This window comes from Stutzerimonas nosocomialis (assembly GCF_005876855.1).
Classification (GTDB): Bacteria; Pseudomonadota; Gammaproteobacteria; order Pseudomonadales; family Pseudomonadaceae; genus Stutzerimonas; species Stutzerimonas nosocomialis.
The window spans coordinates 14,619-35,377 of sequence record NZ_QLAE01000040.1; the positions used below are offsets into that span (position 1 = coordinate 14,619).

At 65.3% G+C, this 20,759-nt stretch carries 22 protein-coding genes; 3 read left to right on the forward strand and 19 right to left on the reverse strand.

Annotated features, from left to right (window positions below):
• Positions 1-50: 50 nt before the first annotated feature.
• Together ccmB and ccmA are read right to left on the reverse strand one after the other, a co-directional pair.
• On the reverse strand, positions 51-722 hold the full coding sequence (ccmB, locus tag DN824_RS19320) for a heme exporter protein CcmB (RefSeq protein WP_138409986.1): 672 nt from the start codon (positions 720-722) through the stop codon (positions 51-53).
• A complete protein-coding gene (gene ccmA, locus DN824_RS19325) occupies positions 719-1,348 on the reverse strand; it encodes a cytochrome c biogenesis heme-transporting ATPase CcmA (RefSeq protein ID WP_138409987.1) in 630 nt (209 codons plus the stop codon). The genes ccmB and ccmA overlap by 4 nt, the downstream gene beginning before the upstream one ends.
• Before the next feature lie 149 nt (positions 1,349-1,497).
• Between ccmA and fliK the strand changes: the two genes are divergently transcribed.
• Complete coding sequence (gene fliK, locus DN824_RS19330) at positions 1,498-3,027, forward strand: flagellar hook-length control protein FliK (protein WP_138409988.1); 1,530 nt, start codon at positions 1,498-1,500, stop codon at positions 3,025-3,027.
• Complete coding sequence (locus DN824_RS19335; RefSeq protein WP_138409989.1) at positions 3,024-3,335, forward strand: EscU/YscU/HrcU family type III secretion system export apparatus switch protein; 312 nt, start codon at positions 3,024-3,026, stop codon at positions 3,333-3,335. The genes fliK and DN824_RS19335 overlap by 4 nt, the downstream gene beginning before the upstream one ends.
• On the opposite strand, the gene DN824_RS19340 is transcribed toward DN824_RS19335, so the two are convergent.
• From DN824_RS19340 to flhA, 15 genes are all read right to left on the reverse strand, one after another.
• Positions 3,316-3,756, reverse strand: coding sequence for a rhodanese-like domain-containing protein (locus tag DN824_RS19340; RefSeq protein WP_138409990.1), 441 nt, complete (start codon positions 3,754-3,756; stop codon positions 3,316-3,318). The two genes, DN824_RS19335 and DN824_RS19340, sit on opposite strands and share 20 nt — an antisense overlap.
• A gap of 171 nt (positions 3,757-3,927) precedes the next feature.
• Positions 3,928-4,332 (reverse strand): DUF2802 domain-containing protein, encoded by a 405-nt coding sequence (locus DN824_RS19345; protein ID WP_138409991.1) that lies wholly within the window; start codon positions 4,330-4,332, stop codon positions 3,928-3,930.
• A 4-nt stretch (positions 4,333-4,336) separates the two neighbouring features.
• The gene (locus tag DN824_RS19350; protein WP_138409992.1) at positions 4,337-4,816 is read right to left on the reverse strand and encodes a chemotaxis protein CheW; all 480 of its coding nucleotides are present in this window, start codon (positions 4,814-4,816) and stop codon (positions 4,337-4,339) included.
• 73 nt (positions 4,817-4,889) lie between these two features.
• Positions 4,890-5,789: a CheW domain-containing protein gene (locus DN824_RS19355; RefSeq protein ID WP_138409993.1), complete on the reverse strand. Its 900-nt coding sequence runs from the start codon at positions 5,787-5,789 to the stop codon at positions 4,890-4,892.
• An 87-nt stretch (positions 5,790-5,876) separates the two neighbouring features.
• Positions 5,877-6,665: a ParA family protein gene (locus DN824_RS19360; protein WP_138409994.1), complete on the reverse strand. Its 789-nt coding sequence runs from the start codon at positions 6,663-6,665 to the stop codon at positions 5,877-5,879.
• 90 nt (positions 6,666-6,755) lie between these two features.
• Positions 6,756-7,592: a flagellar motor protein MotD gene (motD, locus tag DN824_RS19365; protein ID WP_138409995.1), complete on the reverse strand. Its 837-nt coding sequence runs from the start codon at positions 7,590-7,592 to the stop codon at positions 6,756-6,758.
• 4 nt (positions 7,593-7,596) lie between these two features.
• On the reverse strand, positions 7,597-8,337 hold the full coding sequence (locus DN824_RS19370) for a flagellar motor protein (protein WP_138409996.1): 741 nt from the start codon (positions 8,335-8,337) through the stop codon (positions 7,597-7,599).
• On the reverse strand, positions 8,337-9,428 hold the full coding sequence (locus tag DN824_RS19375; RefSeq protein WP_138409997.1) for a protein-glutamate methylesterase/protein-glutamine glutaminase: 1,092 nt from the start codon (positions 9,426-9,428) through the stop codon (positions 8,337-8,339). Before DN824_RS19375 ends, DN824_RS19370 begins: the two co-directional genes overlap by 1 nt.
• Positions 9,429-9,477: 49 nt before the next feature.
• The gene (locus DN824_RS19380) at positions 9,478-11,688 is read right to left on the reverse strand and encodes a chemotaxis protein CheA (protein WP_138409998.1); all 2,211 of its coding nucleotides are present in this window, start codon (positions 11,686-11,688) and stop codon (positions 9,478-9,480) included.
• Positions 11,689-11,700: 12 nt separating this feature from the next.
• Positions 11,701-12,489: a protein phosphatase CheZ gene (locus DN824_RS19385; protein ID WP_138409999.1), complete on the reverse strand. Its 789-nt coding sequence runs from the start codon at positions 12,487-12,489 to the stop codon at positions 11,701-11,703.
• Between the two features lie 19 nt (positions 12,490-12,508).
• Entirely contained in the window at positions 12,509-12,883 is a 375-nt protein-coding gene (locus DN824_RS19390) for a chemotaxis response regulator CheY (protein ID WP_170829026.1), read from the reverse strand.
• Positions 12,884-12,956: 73 nt separating this feature from the next.
• Positions 12,957-13,703, reverse strand: coding sequence for an RNA polymerase sigma factor FliA (fliA, locus tag DN824_RS19395; RefSeq protein WP_138410000.1), 747 nt, complete (start codon positions 13,701-13,703; stop codon positions 12,957-12,959).
• A complete protein-coding gene (fleN, locus tag DN824_RS19400) occupies positions 13,700-14,527 on the reverse strand; it encodes a flagellar synthesis regulator FleN (RefSeq protein WP_138410001.1) in 828 nt (275 codons plus the stop codon). The genes fliA and fleN overlap by 4 nt, the downstream gene beginning before the upstream one ends.
• Before the next feature lie 94 nt (positions 14,528-14,621).
• Complete coding sequence (flhF, locus tag DN824_RS19405) at positions 14,622-15,917, reverse strand: flagellar biosynthesis GTPase FlhF (RefSeq protein ID WP_138410002.1); 1,296 nt, start codon at positions 15,915-15,917, stop codon at positions 14,622-14,624.
• A 15-nt stretch (positions 15,918-15,932) separates the two neighbouring features.
• Entirely contained in the window at positions 15,933-18,053 is a 2,121-nt protein-coding gene (flhA, locus tag DN824_RS19410; RefSeq protein ID WP_138410003.1) for a flagellar biosynthesis protein FlhA, read from the reverse strand.
• 225 nt (positions 18,054-18,278) lie between these two features.
• Here flhA and sodC point away from each other — a divergent pair, with 225 nt between their 5' ends.
• Entirely contained in the window at positions 18,279-18,800 is a 522-nt protein-coding gene (sodC, locus tag DN824_RS19415) for a superoxide dismutase family protein (RefSeq protein WP_138410004.1), read from the forward strand.
• A gap of 18 nt (positions 18,801-18,818) precedes the next feature.
• On the opposite strand, the gene flhB is transcribed toward sodC, so the two are convergent.
• Positions 18,819-19,955, reverse strand: coding sequence for a flagellar biosynthesis protein FlhB (flhB, locus tag DN824_RS19420; RefSeq protein WP_138410005.1), 1,137 nt, complete (start codon positions 19,953-19,955; stop codon positions 18,819-18,821).
• Positions 19,956-19,982: 27 nt separating this feature from the next.
• Positions 19,983-20,759: a flagellar biosynthetic protein FliR gene (gene fliR, locus DN824_RS19425; protein ID WP_138410006.1), complete on the reverse strand. Its 777-nt coding sequence runs from the start codon at positions 20,757-20,759 to the stop codon at positions 19,983-19,985.

The window sequence follows — 20,759 nt, forward strand, 5'->3', positions numbered from 1 at the left end:
GAGAATGCTCGGCCAGGGCGACGTCGAGCCCCAGCGGTCGGTACCTGCGTCTATTCACCGACGCTGATCTTCAGCCCGGCGGCAATCGCAAAGGGTGTCAGGGTCACCGCCAGTGCGGTGAGGCTGGCCAGCCACAACAGGTAGCCGGCCGTCGGCAATCCTTGCAACGCCGCCTGCAACGCCCCGCTGCCAAGGATCAGCACCGGGATGTACAGCGGCAGAATCAGCAGCGCCAGCAACAGGCCGCCGCGCTTGAGACCGACGGTCAGGGCCGCGCCCACCGCGCCCAGCAGGCTCAGGGTGGGCGTGCCCAGCAACAGCGAGAGCAGCAGCACCGGCAGCGCCTGGACCGGCAAGCCCAGCATCAGCCCCAGCAAGGGAGCCAGCAGGACCAGCGCCAGGCCCGAGAACACCCAGTGTGCCAGCACCTTGGCGAGCACCAGAAGCGCCAGAGGGTGCGGCGAAACGACCCACTGCTCAAGGGAACCATCTTCGAAATCGCTGCGAAAAAGCCCGTCGAGCGAGAGCAGCACGGCCAGCAGCGCCGCTACCCACAACAAACCTGGGGAAATGCTTTGCAACAGTTGAGACTCCGGCCCGACCGCCAGCGGAAACAACGCGATGACGATGGCGAAGAACACCAGCGGATTGGCCAGCTCCGCGGGACGCCGAATCAGCAGGCGCGCCTCCCGCTTGAGGAGCAAGGTGAAGACACCGCTCATGCCGTCTGCCCCAACAGAATCTCGTCGAAACCCGACGGCCGTGTCTGCAGGCTGTGATGCGTGGTCAACACCACCACACCGCCCTGCTCGCAATGGGCCACCAGATGCGCTTCGAGCTGGGCCACGCCATGCTTGTCCAGCGCGGTGAACGGCTCGTCGAGGATCCACAGGGGCGCCGCCGTGAGATACAGCCGGGCCAGGGCGACACGGCGCTGCTGGCCGGCCGAGAGCGTATGGCAGGGCACATCCTCGAATCCGCGCAGCCCAACCGTCGCGAGGGCCTGCCAGATGGCCTCGCGGCTGACCGGCTGCTGCAGCGCGCAGAGCCATGCCAGGTTCTCCTCCGGACTGAGCAGCCCCTTGATGCCCGCGGCATGGCCGATCCACACCAGGTTGCGGGCCACATCGGCGCGGGACGCCAGCGGCTCGCCATCGAGCAGGACCTCCCCGGCGGTCGGCTGCATCAGGCCGGCGAGCACGCGCAGCAGGCTGGTCTTGCCGCTGCCGTTGGGCCCGGAGACCTGCAGCATCTGGCCTCGCTCGAGGCTGAAGGCCAGGCCGTCGAACAGCAGCCGCCAATCCCTCTCGCAGGTGAGCGCAACAGCTTGAAGGAAAGGATCGGACACGCTTGGGGACACCTGCTGGCATTCAAGAAGGGAATGGACGGGCCGCTATACTGACCGGGCGCCGGGCCAACCGGGGCGCGATTATACATGGCATCCATGACCGCCGAAGACCGCTAAACCGTCAGGTTGTAAGGGCATTTGAAGCAAACATGACCGAGATCAAGGCCGCGCAACCTCTTCCAGCCGCCCCGCCCCGCTCCGCGGCAGCCGCTGCGGATCTGGCGCTCAAGCTGCTCCAGCCCATGCAGGGCCTGCTCGCCGCGGGCGAGAGCGCCGAGGCGGAAGTCGTCAGCGTCAAGGAAAGCGGCCAGGCCTTCCAGCTCATCCTGCGCCTGACCCTCGACAACGGTCGCCAGACCACGCTCGAAGCCCTCAGCAACCGCGCCGTGGCCACGGGCACCGCCTATGCCGTCACCGCCCTGTCCGACAATCGGTTGATGGCCAACCTGCAGGCACTGGCGCGCCAGCCAACGGGCAGCATCGACCTGGACCGCGTGCCCATCGGCACCATCCTCCAGGGCAAGGTGGTGGCCAGCCAGCAGATCGCGGCGGCCAAGGGCGAACACGCCGTATTCAAAATGGTGGTCCAACTGCTCAACACCGCCATGGCCAATGAAAAACTGGAGATCGCGTCCACCACACCATTGCCGCTGGGCACCCTGCTGACCGCCCAGGTCAAGGGCAGCCAGGCCTTGAGCTTCCTGCCGCTGAGCGGTCGCCTGGACCAGCTCGCGCTCGGCCAGCAGATGGCCGCGCAACAGGAGCGCCAGGCATCGCTCGAGGGCCTGCTCGGAGCGCTGCGCAATGCGGGCTCGCTGCCGGAGGGGCTCAAAGGCGCCGCGGAAAAACTGCTCGGCCTCATGCCGGAGGTGAGCGAGCTCACCGACCCGAAGGCCCTTGCCCAGGCGCTGGAAAAAAGCGGCACGCTGCTGGAGGCACGACTGCTGGCGGGTCAACACGGCGCGGCCCAGGGCGACATGAAGGCCGCCCTGCTGCGGCTCATCGCCCAGCTGCTGCCCAGCCTGCCCGGCAGCACGCCATTCGCCTCGGCCCAGGCCGGCGCGGCCATGGGCCAGGCGCTTCCGGCCTTCGCCCGTCATGCACTCGGGGTATTCGGGCAGAACGGCGCGCGCCAGCAGGCGATGGGCTTTCCGCTACCGAGCCGGCTGCTTCAGGGCATGGACGAGGAAGCGGACCTGGAAACCCTGCTCAAGCTCGCCGCAGCCGCCGTCTCGCGGCTGCAGACCCATCAGTTGTCGAGCCTGGCTCAGTCCCAGGTCGGCCCGGAAGGCACCTTGCTGACCACCTGGCAGATGGAAATCCCCATGCGCGACCAGCGCGACATCGTGCCCCTGCAGGTCAAGCTGCAGCGCGAGGAAAGCCCGCCCGAACAGCGCAAGGAAAAGCAGGAAATCGTCTGGCGCGTCGAGCTCGCCTTCGACCTGTCCCCTCTCGGCCCGCTGCAGGTCCAGGCTCAGCTCGCCCAGGGCAACCTCTCGAGCCAGCTCTGGGCCGAGCGCGCCAGCACCGCGCACCTGATCAACGGGGAACTCGACCACCTTCGCGACCGACTGGTGGCCGCCGGGCTCGCGGTCGGCGAACTGGCCTGTCGCCAGGGCACGCCGCCCCAGGGGCCGAAGACCTCGCTCGAACAACGCTTCGTGGACGAAACCGCATGAGCAAGCAAGTCATCGCACTGGCCTACGACGGCCGCAACGCACCGAGCGTGACCGCCAAGGGCGACGATGCGCTGGCCGAGGCGATCCTTGCCATCGCTCGCGAACACGAGGTGCCGATCTACGAGAACGCCGAACTGGTCCGTCTGCTGGCCAGGCTCGAACTCGGCGACGCGATTCCCGAGGCGCTCTACCGCAGCATCGCCGAGATCATCGCCTTCGCCTGGTACCTCAAGGGCAAGGCACCCGAGGGATTCGGCCAGCGCGACGACGGCGACGCACCCCTGCTGCTCAGTGGGCCTGGGCGCTGAGGGTGGAGAGTTCACCCTCCATGCTCTTGCCCTGGGGAAAGTCCGCCAGCTGCCAGGCGAAGTAGCCCTCGCGAAAATAGAACACCTGCTTGTAACCCCAGGCCACCGCGCGCTGCGCCGCGGCCGCGCCACTGGGGCAGACCTCGCTGTCGCAATAGATCACCAGCGGCACCTCGCGCGGCCACTGGCCCTGGGCCAGTCCCGGGAAACGGCCATGCAGGTCGAGATGGACGGCACCATGGATATGCCCCCAGCTCCACTCGCGCGTCGGCCTGACGTCCACGAACACCGCCCCCAGGTCGTAGAGGCGCTTGGCCTGAAAGACGTTGACCGTCATCGCGCCTTCCACTTCCAGCGGCGCTTCTTCGGCATGCCCCCAGGCGGGGACGCTGAACAGGATGAGAACCAGAATGCGCAACATCACGCCCTCCCCGGCCTGAGCCATGCGGAGCCCGAATGACCGGAGGGTCATTCCTGAACGTTTGAGGGCAGGAAGTCGCGAGGGGTTCAATCGACCTGATGTCGAACGGGAACGGCCGGGCATCGCGCCGGCGGGGGAAGGACTCGAGGCCGGCAGGCCGGCGCCCAGCGATCAGCGCTGCGGGCGCCGACTCTGGTGCAGCTTGCTCATCAGTTCGGCTTCGGCCTGGGTCAGGCCGCAGGACTGGGTCAGGTCATCGACGCTGGCACCCATGCCCACCAGCCGGGCGGCCTGGCTGAACGAAAGGCTGCCCGGATCGCGCTGTTCGAGCTGGGTCAGCTTGTCCGGCAACGGCGCGACGAGACGGCGCAGCTCATGCAGCTCTTCGCCGATGCGGATGCTGCCTTCGAGATAGGCATCCAGCCGCTTGCCGAGCTCCTTGATGCGCTGGTCACGCATGGCGTCGCGCTCGGCCTGCAGCTGTACCTGCAACTTGTGGCTTTGCATCAGCCACAGCAGCAGGCCCAGCAGGCCGACGCAACACACCGCGAGCACAACCACCGCAGCGATCAGCATGGGATCAGATGTTCTCCAGGTCCGACCATTCTTCTTCGGTCATCATCTTGTCGAGCTCGACCAGGATCAGAAGTTCGCCGTTCTTGTTGCAAACGCCCTGGATGAACTTGGCCGACTCGTCGTTGCCCACGTTGGGCGCGGTTTCGATCTCGGACTGACGCAGGTAGACGACCTCGGCGACGCTATCGACCAGAATGCCGACGACCTGGCGATCGGCCTCGATGATGACGATGCGGGTGTTGTCGCTGATCGGCGCGGGATCGAGGCCGAAACGCTGGCGCGTATCGATCACCGTCACCACGTTGCCACGCAGGTTGATGATGCCGAGCACGTAGCTCGGCGCACCCGGCACCGGGGCGATCTCGGTGTAACGCAGCACTTCCTGGACCTGCATCACGTTGATGCCGTAGGTCTCGTTGTCCAGGCGGAAGGTCACCCATTGCAGAATGGGATCTTCCGAACCCTGTGAAGACGTCATTTTCATAGCCCAGCCTCTCAGTTACCGCTGTGACGGTCGATTATCCATGCCGGGCGCAGGAACACGCCCGGGTTTCCATTCAGTTTCGCTTGCGCCCGGCCGGCTTCACGGCCAGCGCCTGCTCCTGCTCGGCGCGCTTGGCCGCGCCGCTCGCGATCAACTCGGCCAACGCGGCCACATCGAGCAGCGCACACATGTGCTCGATCACCGTTCCGGCGAGCCAGGGACGCTGGCTGCGCTGAGAACGCCACTTGACCTGCCGAGGATCGAGCCGGATCGAACGGCTGACCTGATGCACCGCCAGGCCCCACTCGTACCCTTCTACCGAAATCACATACTGCAGGCCTTCGCGGAAATCGTCGCGGTAGCGGTCCGGCATCACCCAGCGCGCCGCATCGAGCACCTTGAGATTGCCCGCCTGGCACGCAAGTATGCCCAGGAACCAGTCAGGCTGGCCGAACAATGGCGTCAGCTCCTGCCCTGCCAGCGGGTAGATCGAACCCAGACTGACCAGCGGAACGGCCAGGGTCAGCCCCGCGACATCGAACAGCAGGCATTCGAACGGCTCTTCACCCCACGCCGGCTGGCCATCGAACTGCAACGGCGGCGTTGCCGGCGGCTCGACCCCGGGCACCCGCTCGAGCACAGGCGAGCCGATGTCCAGCACAGGCGCAACGACGGGCGCAGGCGCCGCCACCGGCGGAACCGGCAGCGGCTTTTCCGCAACCGGCGCGACCAGCACAGGCGCGGCCGGCGCTACCGCAACGGGAGCGGCTACAGGTGCCGGAGCCCGAACAGGCGAGGCGACCACGGCCACCTTCGGCGCCGCGTCGCGCTGCTGCTCTTCGAGCACGGCAGCCTGGAACTCGTCGAGCGTGACCGAATCGGCCAGCTCGATCGCCGCTTCCTGCAGCAGCGCGTCGAGGTAGGACTGAAGCGCCACCTGAGGGCGGGTTGCGGTGAGAACGGAGCGACTCATCAAACGCACTCGTAAAAAATATCTGAACAGGCTATCGGCTGGCACCGGCGCGGACTTGAGCCCCGGCCACAATTAGTTGCGTACACCTCAGGCTACCTGCGGGGTGGCCTGGAAGGCCAGCAGCTGCTTGAGCAGCGCCCGATAGGCGATCACCGCACGGCTGCCCGGATCGAACTGAGAAGGCACGAGGCCCGCCCGGCTCGCGTCGCGCAGACGGGTGTCGATGGGAATGAACGCCGGCCACAGATTGGCTTCGTAACCCTGACGCAGGACCTTGAGCGTATTCATCGAGGCCTGGGTGCGCCGGTCGAACAGCGTCGGCACGATGGTGTACGGCAACGCCTGCTTGCGCGAACGGTTGATCATCGCCAGGGTCGCGACCATCCGCTCGAGTCCCTTGACCGCCAGGAACTCCGTCTGCACGGGGATGACCAGCTGCTGGCTGGCGGCCAGGGCATTGACCATCAGCACGCCGAGCAGCGGCGGGCTGTCGATGATCGCATGATCGAAGTCCTGCCACAGCTGCGTCAGACTTTTGGCCACCACCAGCCCAAGGCCGCTCTGCCCCGGCGACTGTCGCTCGAGCGTCGCCAGCACGGTGCTGGACGGCAGCAGCGAGATGCGTTCATGGCTGGTCGGCAGCAGCAACTGGCGCGGCAAGCCTTCCGGCACGCTGCCCTGATGCTGGAACAGGTCGAAGACGCTGTGCTCGAGGTTATCGGGGTCCTGGCCGAAATAGCTGGTCATCGACCCGTGCGGATCCAGATCGACCACGACCACGCGCTTGCCCGAATCGGCGAGCAAGCCTGCCAGCGCGACAGAGGTAGTGGTCTTGCCCACACCGCCTTTTTGATTGGCTACAGCCCAGACTCTCATGACGTTCTTCCTCCCGGACCGTTACGGATCGGGAACTGGCGCCGCGCCGAAGGGACGCGACGGTGATTTGACGTTGCCGACATCGGCAGCCTACCTGTCGGCACGGGGTGCAGTTTGCGTGCCAGCACGTTGCAGCGTCGTGTCCGCGTGGGTGTTGGCGCTGCCGGCACTGGTCACGCTGCGGCGTACATCCAGGTTGCGCGAGACCACCAGCACGACACGCCGGTTGCGCGCGCGTCCCTCGGCCGTCGCGTTGTCGGCGACCGGCTGGAATTCCCCATACCCGACGGCGGCCAAACGGTCGGCGTCGACGCCCTGCGCCGCCAGCATGCGCACCACGCTGGCGGCGCGGGCGGCGGACAGCTCCCAGTTGGTGGGATAACTGGCGGTGCTGATCGGCAGGTTGTCGGTGAACCCCTCCACATGGATCGGGTTCTGGTAGGGCGCGAGAATGCTGGCGACCTTCTCGATCAGCTCGAACGCATGGTCGTTGGGAATCGCATCGCCACTGGGAAACAGCAGGCTCGAGCTCAGTTCCAGCTCGATCCACAATTCGTTGCCCCGGACCGTCAGCTGCCCGTCGCCGATCAGGTCGCCGAACGCCTCGCGCATGCTCCGGGCGATGCTGTCCAGCGGATCTTCAGGTGTTTCGACCTGAGCGTTGGTCGCACCCTGATCGAAATCCAGGCGAGTGGTGTCGGTGGTGCGCGGCCGCTCCTCGCCGATCGGGATCGGCCTGATGGAACGGTCCTGGCTGCTGAAGACCCCCACCAGCGACTCGGAGAGAATCTTGTATTTGCCTTCGTTCACCGACGAGATCGAATACATCACCACGAAGAACGCGAACAACAGCGTGATGAAGTCGGCGTAGGAGACCAGCCAACGTTCGTGGTTTTCATGCTCTTCCTCACGCCTGCGTCGTGCCATCGCATCAATCCATGAAGCCTTGCAGCTTGAGTTCGATGGAGCGCGGATTTTCCCCTTCGGCGATCGACAGCACGCCTTCGAGAATCATCTCCCGGTAGGCCGACTGCTTCTGCACCACGGACTTGAGCTTGTTGCCGATGGGCAGCACCAGGAGGTTGGCGAAGGCGACCCCGTAGATGGTCGCGACGAAGGCCACGGCAATACCGCTGCCGAGCTGGCTGGGGTCGGCGAGATTGCCCATGACGTGGATCAGGCCCATCACCGCGCCGATGATGCCGACGGTCGGCGAATAGCCGCCCATGGCTTCGAACACCTTGGCCGCGCGCAGATCACGCGTCTCCTGGGTGTAGAGATCGACTTCCAGAATGCTGCGGATGGCTTCGGGCTCGGCACCGTCGATGAGCAACTGCAGACCCTTGCGTGCGTAGGGATCGGCCTCGCTGTCGGCGACCGGCTCCAGGCCCAGAAGACCTTCCTTGCGCGCCGTCATGCTCCAGCCGACCACACTGGAAATCCCGCGTGCCAGGTCGATGCGCGGCGGGAAGAAGATCCAGCGACCTATCACCATGGCGCGCTTGAACACCGTGATCGGTGTCTGCAGCAGTACCGCGCCAAGCGTACCGCCCAGCACGATCAGCGCGGCCGGCCCGTTGAGCAGCGCCGAAATGTGGCCGCCTTCGAGGAAGTTGCCACCGACGATCGCGATGAACGCCAGGGCAAGCCCGATGAGGCTCAGTACATCCACTAGATGCATGCCTCGGCGAGGTGACGACCGATGTCGTCGAGGCTGTAGATCGCATCGCTGAGATTGGCCTTGACCACCGCCATCGGCATTCCGTAGATCACACAGCTGGCCTCGTCCTGCGCCCAGACCTGGCTGCCGCACTGCTTGAGCAGGCGCGCACCTTCACGGCCATCCGCGCCCATGCCAGTGAGCACGACCGCCAGCACCTTGTCGTTGAACGACTTGGCCGCCGAGCCGAAGGTGATGTCGACGCAGGGCTTGTAGTTCAGGCGCTCGTCGCCGGGCAGGATGCGGACCGAGCCGCGCCCGTCGATCATCATCTGCTTGCCGCCAGGAGCCAGCAGCGCCAGGCCGGGGCGCAGCAGATCGCCGTCCTCGGCCTCCTTGACCCTGATCCGGCAGAGCTTGTCCAGCCGCTCGGCGAAGGCCTTGGTGAAGGCGGCCGGCATGTGCTGGATCAGCACGATGGGCGTCGGGAAATCGGCCGGCAACTGGGTCAGGACCCGCTGCAGAGCCACCGGACCGCCGGTGGAAGTGCCGATGGCGACGAGCTTGTAGTGCTTGCGCTTGGGCGCCGCGCTGACGGCCGGCGTCGCGCTGCTCGCCCGCGGCGCCGGGGCGGCGGCGTTGCGCGAAGCCGGTGCCGCGGCAGGCGTCGGCGCCGAGGCCCCGGAAAAACCGCTGTAACGTCGATTGCTCCGCGCGATGGTATGCACCTTCTCGCAGAGCATCTGCTTGACCTTCTCGGGGTTGCGCGAGATGTCTTCGAAATTCTTCGGCAGGTAGTCGACCGCGCCGGCGTCGAGCGCATCGAGGGTGACCCGGGCGCCTTCGTGAGTAAGCGAAGAGAACATCAGGACCGGCGTCGGGCAGCGTTGCATGATCTGCCGAACCGCGGTGATGCCGTCCATCATCGGCATCTCGTAGTCCATGGTGATGACGTCCGGCTTGAGCGCCAGCGCCTGGTCGATCGCCTCGCGGCCATTGGTCGCGGTGCCGACCACCTGGATATTCGTATCGGATGAAAGGATCTCGGAGACGCGCCGGCGGAAAAAGCCGGAATCGTCTACCACCAGGACCTTGACTGCCATTGAGTACTCCTAGCGGCGGCGACCGCCATGCGACCGCCGCCTCGCTGAATCAGATCTTGCGTGCGTAGCGCTTGAGCATGCTCGGCACGTCGAGGATCAAGGCAATGCGTCCGTCGCCGGTGATGGTCGCGCCGGACATGCCAGGCGTGCCCTGCAGCATCTTGCCCAACGGCTTGATGACCACCTCTTCCTGGCCGACCAGCTGGTCGACGACGAAGCCGATGCGCTGGTTGCCGATGCTGAGGATCACCACGTGCCCTTCGTGCTGTTCTTCGTGGGCGGCGCCCTGCACCAGCCAGCGCTTGAGGTAGAACAGCGGGAGCGCCTTGTCGCGGACGATGACCACTTCCTGGCCGTCCACCACGTTGGTACGCGACAGATCCAGGTGGAAGATCTCGTTGACGTTGACCAGCGGGAAGGCGAAGGCCTGGTCGCCCAGCATCACCATCAGGGTCGGCATGATCGCCAGCGTGAGCGGGACCTTGATCACGATCTTCGATCCGCTGCCCTTGGTGGAGAACACGTTGACCGTGCCGTTGAGCTGGGAAATCTTGGTCTTGACCACGTCCATGCCCACGCCACGCCCGGAGACGTCGGAGATCTCGGTCTTGGTCGAGAATCCCGGCGCGAAGATCAGGTTGTAGCACTCCAGCTCGCTCAGGCGATCGGCGGCGTCCTTGTCCAGCAGTCCCTTCTCGACCGCCTTGGCGCGCAGGACCGCCGCGTCCATGCCCTTGCCGTCATCGGTGATCATCAGCAGGATGTGGTCGCCTTCCTGCTCGGCGGACAGCACCACCCGGCCGGTGCGTGGCTTGCCGGCAGCCTCGCGCTCGTCCGGCGACTCGATGCCGTGGTCGACCGCGTTGCGCACCAGGTGCACCAGCGGATCGGCCAGGGCCTCGACCAGGTTCTTGTCCAGATCGGTGTCCTCACCGACCAGCTCCAGGTTGATCTCTTTCTTCAGGTTGCGGGCCAGGTCGCGGACCAGCCGCGGGAAGCGCCCGAAGACCTTCTTGATCGGCTGCATGCGGGTCTTCATCACCGCGGTCTGCAGATCGGCGGTCACCACGTCCAGGTTGGACACGGCCTTGGACATCGCCTCGTCGCCGCTGTTGGAGCCCAGGCGCACCAGGCGGTTACGCACCAGGACCAGCTCGCCGACCATGTTCATGATCTCGTCGAGACGCGCGGTGTCGACCCGAACGGTCGTCTCCGCCTCGCTGGCCGCGGCCGGCTTGTCGGCCGGTGCGGCCGCCGCGCGTTTGGGCGCTTCGGCAGCCACCGCCGCCTTGGCCGGCGCAGCGGCCGCTATCGGGGCAGGCGCAGCAGGCTTCGGTGCGGGGGCCGGCGCGCTGGAGGCCGCGGCGGCGGGTTCGGCGAACTTGCCCTTGCCGTGCAGCTGGTCGAGCAGCGCTTCGAATTCGTCGTCTGTGATTTCGTCGCCCGAAGCCGCGGCGGGCGCGGGAGCAGCAGGCGCGTCTTCGGCGGCAACCACCGCCGGCTCGAACTTGCCCTTGCCGTGCAACTGGTCGAGCAGCGCCTCGAACTCGTCGTCGCTGATCTCGTCGCTCTGCGGGGCGGCGGCCGACGCGGCCGGTGTCGCAGGCGCCTGAGCCGGGGGCGCTGCGGAAAACTGCCCCTTGCCGTGCAGCTGGTCGAGCAGGGACTCGAATTCGTCGTCGGTGATTTCGTCCGTAGCCGCTCCCGTCGCGGCCGGCTCGGTAGCCGGGTCAGGCTGGCCCAGCGCGTCGAGCATCTGTTCGAATTCTTCTTCGGTGATGTCGCCGGAAGCGGGCTGCGCGGCGGCGGCCGGTGCGACCGCGACCGGGGCCGGCGCAACAGGCGCCGCGGTCACCGGAGCGGCATCGGACGCCGGCTCGGCCAGCCGCGCGAGGGCTGCGAGCAGCTCGGGCGAGGCAGGCGTCATGTCGGTCCGCTCGCGGACCTGGCCGAACATCTCGTTGACGGCGTCCAGTGCCTGGAGCACGACGTCCATCAATTCCGAGTCAACGCGACGCTCGCCCTTGCGCAGGATGTCGAACACGTTTTCGGCGATGTGGCAGCACTCGACCAGCTCGTTGAGCTGGAGGAAGCCGGCGCCCCCCTTGACCGTATGGAAACCGCGAAAGATGGCATTGAGCAGTGCCGTGTCGTCAGGGCTGCTTTCCAGCTCCACCAACTGTTCGGATAACAACTCAAGAATCTCGCCAGCCTCAACTAGGAAATCCTGAAGGATTTCTTCATCGGCGTCGAAGCTCATATTGGCATACCCCTAGAAACCAAGACTGGAAAGCAGATCGTCGACATCGTCCTGACCGGATACGACGTCTTCACGCTTATCGGCATGAATCTGCGGACCTTCACCTTTGGAAGGACCTTTTTGTAGTTCTTGCTCTTTTTTGATCTGTTCATGGTCGTGCGTCACATTGGTGAAGCGGTCGACCTGACTGGCCATGAGCACCAGCCTGACCAGGTTCCCCTCGACCTCGGTCACCAGTTGGGTAACGCGCTTGATCACCTGCCCGGTCAGGTCCTGATAGTCCTGCGCCAGCATGATGTCGTTCAGGTGAGAAGACAGCTTCTGCGTGTCGCGCTCGCTGCGCGCCAGGTAGAGCTCGATGCGCTTGGCCAGTTCGCGGAACGACTCCAGGCCGATCTCGCGGCGCAGCAGCTTGCCCCATTCGGCGCTGAGCACCTTGGCTTCGTCGTTCAGGTCGTTGACCAGAGGCGCGCACTCCTCCACCAGATCCATGGTCCGGTTGGCGGCGCGCTCGGTCATCTGGACGACGTACGAAAGCCGCTCGGTGGCATCGGAAATCTGCGATACCTCCGTCGCGTGCGGAGTCCGGGGGTCGATCTGGAGATTGACGATGGCGGTGTGCAGTTCGCGGGTCAGCTTGCCGACCTCACGGTACAGGCCGTTGTCGTGAACCTGCGCCATCGCGTGAATCAATTGCGCCGCATCGCTGAACTGGCCTTTTTCCAAATGCTCCGTCAGCTCGCGGGCATGGTTTTTCAGGGTCGACTCGAGGTCACCTGGTTGTGGTTCGATATTCGCCATAGTGCCCTCGCGGCATACATCAGCCGTTAACCCGCTCGAAGATCTTCTCGATCTTTTCTTTCAATACCTGAGCCGTGAACGGCTTGACCACGTAACCGTTCACCCCGGCCTGGGCGGCTTCGATGATCTGGTCGCGTTTGGCTTCGGCGGTCACCATCAGCACCGGCAGGTGCTTGAGGCGCTCATCGGCGCGCACGGCGCGCAGCAGGTCGATGCCGGTCATGCCGGGCATGTTCCAGTCGGTCACGAGGAAATCGAAACTTCCGCTCTGCAGCATCGGCAACGCGGTGGTGCCGTCATCCGCTTCGGCAGTATTGGTGAAACCAAGATCACGCAAGAGATTCTTGATGATCCGTCTCATCGTCGAAAAATCATCGACGATGAGGATTTTCATGTTCTTGTCCAAGTCGACCTCCGTAAGTCCCAAAATGCCTTAGCAGCTGAGCACGTCATCCATCGAGAACCGCTCAGCGTGCGCGCCATTCGCCGAGGCGAGCACGCAAGCGGGCGGCACATTGACTGTGCAGCTGACTCACCCGCGATTCGCTGACGCCGAGCACCTGCCCGATTTCCTTCAAATTCAGCTCTTCGTCGTAGTACAGCGACAACACCAGTTTTTCGCGCTCGGGAAGATTGGCGATCGCCTCGGCCAGGGCCTGCTGGAAGCGCTCGTCTTCAAGGTCGCGAAAAGGCTCGGGGTGGGCGCTGCTGGCGTCTTCGTTCAGTTCGCCGTGTTCGCCCTCCTGAAGCAGGTCATCGAAGCTGAACAGGCGGCTGCCCAAAGTGTCGCCAAGGATGCCGTAGTACTCATCGAGACTCAATTTAAGTTCGGCAGCAACTTCGTGATCTTTAGCGTCACGTCCGGTTTTCGCTTCGATCGAGCGAATCGCGTCGCTGACCATGCGCGAATTGCGGTGTACCGAACGCGGCGCCCAGTCGCCCTTGCGCACTTCGTCGAGCATGGCGCCGCGTATTCGAATACCCGCATAGGTCTCGAAACTGGCGCCCTTGCCGGCGTCGTATTTCTTGGAGGCCTCGAGCAGACCGATCATGCCGGCCTGCATCAGATCATCGACCTGAACGCTGGCCGGCAGACGCGCCAGCAGGTGATAGGCGATGCGCTTGACCAGGGGGGCATACTGCTCGATCAGCTGGTACTGCGAGTCCTTCGCTTGCGACTTGTTTTCATACATACGAAGTCCGGCTGCTGTCATACGGGGTTATCTGCGGTTGGTCGAACGAGGCGTTCCACGAAGAACTCGAGGTGGCCGCGCGGGTTTGCCGGCAGCGGCCAGGTATCGACCTTCTGCGCGATGGCCTTGAAGGCCAGCGAGCATTTGGAACGGGGATAGGCTTCATATACGGCGCGCTGCTTCTGTACCGCCTTGCGCACCGTCTCGTCGTACGGCACGGCCCCTACGTACTGCAGGGCCACGTCGAGGAAACGCTCGGTCACCTTGGTGAGTTTGGCAAACAGGTTGCGCCCTTCCTGCGGGGTGTGGGCCATGTTGGCCAGCACACGGAAACGGCTCATGCCGTAATCGCGGTTGAGCAGCTTGATCAGGGCATAGGCGTCGGTGATCGAGGTCGGCTCGTCGGTCACCACCAGCAACACTTCCTGGGCGGCGCGAACGAAGCTCACCACCGAATCGCCGATGCCCGCCGCGGTGTCGACGATCAGCACGTCGAGGTTCTCGCTGATGTCGCTGAACGCCTGGATCAGGCCGGCGTGCTGCATGGGCGAGAGCTGCACCATGCTCTGCGTGCCGGACGCGGCCGGAACGATGCGGATACCGCCTGGGCCCTGCAGGATGACGTCGCGCAGATCGCACTCGCCTTCGATCACGTCGGCCAGGGTGCGCTTGGCGCTGAGCCCGAGCAGGACGTCGACGTTGGCAAGCCCGAGGTCGGCATCGAGCAGCATCACCCGGCGACCGAGGTCGGCCAGGGCCAGCGCCAGATTGACCGACACGTTGGTCTTGCCGACGCCACCCTTGCCGCCGGTCACCGCAATCACCTGTACGGGATGCATACCCATTTAATTAAACACCTTTGTCTCGCTGAGGCCTGTGGGGCCATAGATGCGTCCCACTGGACGCGTCTGTTTTTTGTCTGGCCGGTGCGGGTAACGTTCACCCGACCCGACGCGAAGAGTCGTTGTACAGCCCTGCGAACATATCAGCCATGGCTTCCTCGCTGGGATCTTCGGTGCTTTGCAGGCTTACCGCCCGGCTGACCAGCTGGTGGGCGCGCGGCAGATGCAGGTCATCCGGAATCCGCGGACCGTCGGCGAGATAGGCTACCGGCAGACGCTGGCTTATGGCCAGCCCCAGCACTTCACCGAGGCTACCGGCCTCATCCAGCTTAGTCAGGATACAGCCGGCCAGCCCGCAGCGTTTGTAGCTGTGCCAGGCGGCCTTGAGGACCTGACTCTGGCTGGTCGCCGCCAGCACCAGGTAGTTCCTGGACTTGATGCCACGGCTGGCCAGGGCCTCGAGCTGCATGCGCAGCGCCGGATCGCTGGCCGGCAGCCCGGCGGTATCGATCAGGATCACGCGCTTGCGTGCCAGCGGCGCGAGCGCCTGGGTCAGCGACTGGCCGGCATCCACCGGCGTCACCGACACGTCAAGAATCCGTCCGAGCGTCTTGAGCTGCTCCTGGGCGCCGATGCGATAGCTGTCCATGCTCACCAGCGCGATGTTGCGCGCGCCGTACTTGAGAACGTAGCGGGCGGCCAGCTTGGCCAGCGTGGTGGTCTTGCCGGCGCCGGCCGGACCGACCAGGGCGATCACCCCGCCCTCTTCCAGCGGCTCTTCCTTGGTGGTCTTGATCGCCTGGGCCAGGTAGGCCAGGACCATGCGCCACGCCTTGCGGGGCTCGTCGATGCCAGCCACCTTTTCCAGCAGCGCACGCGACAGCTCGGCGGGCAGGCCCATGCGCTGCAGGCGGCGCCAGAGGCTGGCCTGCTGCGGCTTGCGGCTTTGCATCTGGCCCCAGGCGATCGAGCCGAGCTGGACTTCGATCAGCTCGCGCAGGCCATGCAGTTCGGAGCGCATCGCATCGAAGGCGCGCGGATCGACAGTGGCAGCCGCGGCAGCCATCGGCGCTGGCGCGGACGCGGCCGGAGCGGCAGCAGGCTTCTGTTCGCTCTGCAGCTGGCGATTGCTCACGGCATCGGCCTGGGCGCGGCTGCTCAGCTCGGCGTGGGCGGCGGCGATGCGCGACTGGGTCTTGCGCAGCTCGGCTTCGAGCGCGGGGTTCGGCTGGCGAGCCGCCGGCGCCTGCACGGGGTAGTCCAGCGCAGCGGTCAGCTCGACCCCGCCGGCAACCTTGCGGTTGCCGAGGATCGCGGCATCGGCGCCCAGCTCGTCACGCACCAGTTTCATGGCTTGACGCATATCGGCTGCGAAGAAACGTTTGACCTGCATGGCCTGCACCCTCGATTAATTCTGACCCACCGTCGAAACGATGGTGACCTGCTTGTTGTCCGGTATTTCCTGGTACGCCAGCACATGCATGTTCGGAACCGCGAGCCGGGCGAAGCGCGAGAGCATCGCGCGGACCGGACCGGCTACCAGCAGGATCGCCGGCTTGCCGAACATTTCTTGACGCTGTGCCGCGTCTATCAGGGAACGTTGCAACTTCTCGGCCATTCCGGGTTCCAGCAGAATTCCGTCGTCGGAGCCCTGTCCGGCCTTCTGCAGGCTATTGAGCAATATCTGTTCCAACCTGGGTTCCAGAGTGATCACAGGCAGCTCGGGCTCTAGTCCCACAATGCTTTGCACGATTGCGCGGGACAGCGCGACGCGGACCGCAGCGACCATCGCGGCGGGATCTTGACTCCGCGGCGCGACGTTCGCGATGGCCTCGGCGATGGTGCGGATGTCGCGCACCGGCACCTGCTCCTGCAGCAGCGCCTGCAACACCTTGAGCAGCGTCGACAGGGAAATCATCCCCGGCACCAGCTCTTCGGCGAGCTTGGGCGAGCTCTTGGCCAGCAGCTGCATCAGCTGCTGCACTTCCTCGTGGCCCAGCAGCTCGTGGGAATGCTTGTGCAGCACCTGGTTCAGGTGGGTCGCGACCACGGTACTGGCATCCACCACCGTGTAGCCCAGCGACTGCGCCTGATCGCGCTGGCTGGCCTCGATCCACACCGCTTCCAGGCCGAACGCCGGGTCCTTGGCGGCGATGCCGTTGAGCGTGCCGAACACCTGGCCCGGGTTGATCGCCAGCTCCCGATCCGGATACACCTCCGCTTCGGCCAGGCTCACGCCCATGAGCGTCAGCCGATAGGCATTGGGCATCAGGTCCAGGTTGTCGCGAATGTGTACCGAGGGCATCAGGAAGCCGAGCTCCTGGGAGAGCTTCTTGCGCACGCCCTTGATCCGCGCCAGCAGCTGGCCACCCTGGTTGCGATCGACCAGCGGGATCAGCCGATAGCCCACTTCCAGGCCGACCATGTCGACCGGCGTCACGTCATCCCAGCCAAGCTCCTTGGTCTCGGCCGCACGCTGGGCCGGCAACAGCTCCTGCTGCTTCTGGACTTCCTGTTCGGCCTGCACCTTGACCTGCTTCTGGCGGTGCCAGATCCAGTAGGCCCCCCCCGCGGCGAGGCCACCCAGGCTGAGGAACGACATGTGCGGCATGCCGGGGACGAGCCCCATGGCGATCAGAATGGCCGCCGAGACCGCCAGCGCCTTGGGCGAGGCGAACATCTGGCGCTGGACCTGCTGGCCCATGTCTTCAGAGCTGGTGACGCGGGTCACCATGATGGCCGCGGCGGTGGACAGCAGCAACGACGGGATCTGAGCCACGAGGCCGTCACCGATGGTCAGCAAGGCGTAGACCTTGCCGGCCTCGGAGAAGCTCATCGCGTGCTGCGCCATGCCGATGGCGATGCCACCGATGAGGTTGATGAAGAGAATCAGCAGGCCGGCGATGGCATCGCCGCGCACGAACTTGCTCGCACCGTCCATCGAGCCGTAGAAGTCGGCCTCGGAGGACACCTCGGAGCGGCGCTTCTTGGCCTCCGCCTGGTCGATCAGGCCGGCGTTGAGGTCGGCGTCGATCGCCATCTGCTTGCCGGGCATGGCATCGAGGGTGAAACGCGCGCTCACCTCGGAAATACGGCCGGCACCCTTGGTGACCACCACGAAGTTGATGATCATCAGGATCGCGAAGACCACGATACCGACGACGTAGTTGCCCCCGATCACCACGTTGCCGAAGGCCTCGATCACGTGGCCGGCGGCGGAACCGCCCTCGTGACCGTTGATCAGCACCACGCGGGTCGACGCCACGTTCAGCGCCAGGCGCATCAGGGTCGCGACCAGCAGGATCGTCGGAAACACCGCGAAATCCAGCGGGCGCAGCGCGTAGACGCTCACCAGCAACACCACGATCGACAAGGCGATGTTGAAGGTGAACAGCAGATCCAACAGGAACGGCGGCACCGACAGCATCATCATGCCCATCATGACGAGCAGCAGCAGCGGCACCCCGAGGTTGCCACGGCTGAGTCCCGCCAGGTTGTTGCGCATATTGACCAGTTGCGTGCGATCCACGGAGCCCCCACAGGCATAACAATCTTTTGACGCTCTCTGCGTCTCGCATGAGCTATAGCAAGAAGGGGTCCAACTTTTTCGACGCTGGCGTGAAAGCCGCGCAGCCGCCGCTACGAGTCACCAGGCACGGGCCAGGGGCCGGCTACGGCGAACCCGACCGCCCTGCGGCAGTCAGAACTCAACGGTAGCCACACCGTCCTTTCCCCCTCGTACAGGAGACGAGACATGAAGCAATGGATAATCGCCGCGCTGGCCAGCTGCACGGCCGCGGGCCTACACGCCGAAACGCTCTCGGTCCCGATGAATCTGGTCAACGAACAAGGCGTCGGCCAATCGGTCGGTACGGTGAAGATCGAAAGCAACGAATACGGCCTGGTGTTCCGTCCCGAACTCAAGGACCTGGCGCCTGGCATCCACGGCTTCCACCTGCATGCCAAGGGTAACTGCGGCACCGCCGAGCAGGATGGCAAGACGGTACCGGCCGGCGCCGCGGGCGGCCATTGGGACCCCCAGAACACCGGCAAGCACGGCGAGCCATGGGGCGACGGGCACCTGGGCGACCTGCCTGCGCTGATGGTCGAAAGCGATGGCAGCGCGAGCCAGCCCGTGCAGGCACCGCGACTCAAGAGCCTGGGCGATCTCAAGGGCCTGGCGCTGATGGTCCACAAGGGCGGCGACAACCATGCCGACCATCCCGAGCCGCTGGGCGGTGGCGGCGCCCGTGTCGCCTGCGGTGTGATCGAGTAACGCCGCAAGCGCCACCCGCTATTCGTCGCGGCGCAGGTCCGGCGGAATCGGCAGGTCCGGCAGCGGGTCGGGCCTGCGTCCCTTGCCCGAGCGGTACTGACGCAACTGGTAGACGTAGGCCAGCACCTGCGCGACCGCCAGGTACAGCCCGGCTGGAATCTCCTGGTCGACTTCGGTCGAGTAGTACACCGCACGGGCGAGCGCCGGCGACTCCAGCACCGTGACCTTGTGCTCCTGGCCGATCTCCCGGATCTTCAGCGCCAGGAAGTCACCCCCCTTGGCCAGCAGCATCGGCGCGTTGCCCCGCTCGGCGTCGTACTTGAGCGCCACCGCGAAGTGGGTCGGGTTGGTGATGATCACGTCGGCCTCGGGGATCGCCTGCATCATCCGGCGGTCGGCCATTTCACGCTGCATCCGCCGAATGCGCGCCTTGACCTCGGGTTTGCCCTCGGTGTCCTTGTATTCGTCACGCACTTCCTGCTTGGTCATCATCAGCTTCTGCTTGTTGTCCCAGAGCTGGAACGGCACGTCCACCGCCGCGATCAGGATCAGGCCACAGGCCATCCACAGGGAACACCAGCCGACGATCTCGGCGCTGTGCATGATCGCCAGGTCCAGCGGCTGCTTGGCGATGGACAACAGGTCGTCCTGATAGGCCGAGAGCACCACCAGCGCCACCAGCAGCACCACCAGGAACTTCCCCAGCGCCTTGAGCAGCTCGACCAGCGCCTTGGTCGAGAACATCCGCTTGAGCCCCGCGCCGGGGTTCATCCGGCTGAATTTGGGCGCCATCGCCTTGGCCGAGAACAGCCAGCCGCCCAGGGCGATCGGACCGATGACCGAAGCCACCAGCAGCACCACCAGCAGCGGCATGATCGCCTTGAGCGCGATCATGCCGCTGCTCATCAGCATCATCGCCATGGCGCCTTCTTCGAGCAGGGTTTCCCGGCTCAGGGCGAAGTTGCCGCGCATCATGCCCATCATGGCCTGGCCCAGGCTGCCGCCCGACGCGAGCAGCCCGCCTACGCCGGCAAGCGTGACCGCGACGGTGGTGAGATCGCGCGAACGCGCGATCTGGCCTTTCTCACGGGATTCACGGAGCCGTTTCTCCGTGGGTTCCTCGCTTTTGTCGGCACCGCTTTCGCTTTCAGCCATGCGAAATCGCCTCCATGAAAGACCTGTTCATCGCGACCCCACCAGCTCGCGCAGCAACTGCAGCGCCTCGGTGGCGAACAGCTGGTACTGCGCCAGGAAATCGACCATGCCGGCCCAGACGATGACCAGCCCCAGCACCAGCGTCAGCGGGAAACCGATGCTGAAGATGTTCAGTTGCGGCGCCGCGCGGGTCATCAGGCCGAACGCCAGGTTGACCACCAGCAGCGCGGTGATCGCCGGCAGCACCAGCAGCAGGCCGGCGCCGAACACCCAGCCCAGCTTGCCGGCCACCTCCCAGAAATGGTTGCTGCTCAGCCCGCCGCCCACCGGCAGGGTGACGAAGCTCTCGGTGATGATTTCGAGCACCACCAGGTGGCCGTTCATCGCCAGGAACAGCAGCACGACCAGCATGTTGAAGAACTGGCCAATCACCGCCACCGAGACGCCGTTGGCCGGGTCGACCATCGAGGCGAAACCAAGGCCCATCTGCATCGCCAGCAACTGGCCGGCGACGATGAACACATGGAAGAACAGTTGCAGCGCGAACCCCAGCATCGCCCCGATGAGAATCTGCTCGGCGATCAGCAGCAACGCCCGCGGCGTCAGCGCGTCGACCACCGGCATCGGCGGCAGGGCAGGCACCAGCACCACGGTGATCGCCAGCGCCAGGTACAGCCGCACCCTCCCCGGCACGAGCTGGGTACCGATGATGGGCATGGTCATCAGCAAGGCGGCGATGCGAAACAGCGGCAGCAGGAACTGCGCCACCCAGCCGCCGATCTGCGCGTTGCTCAGCTCAAGCAT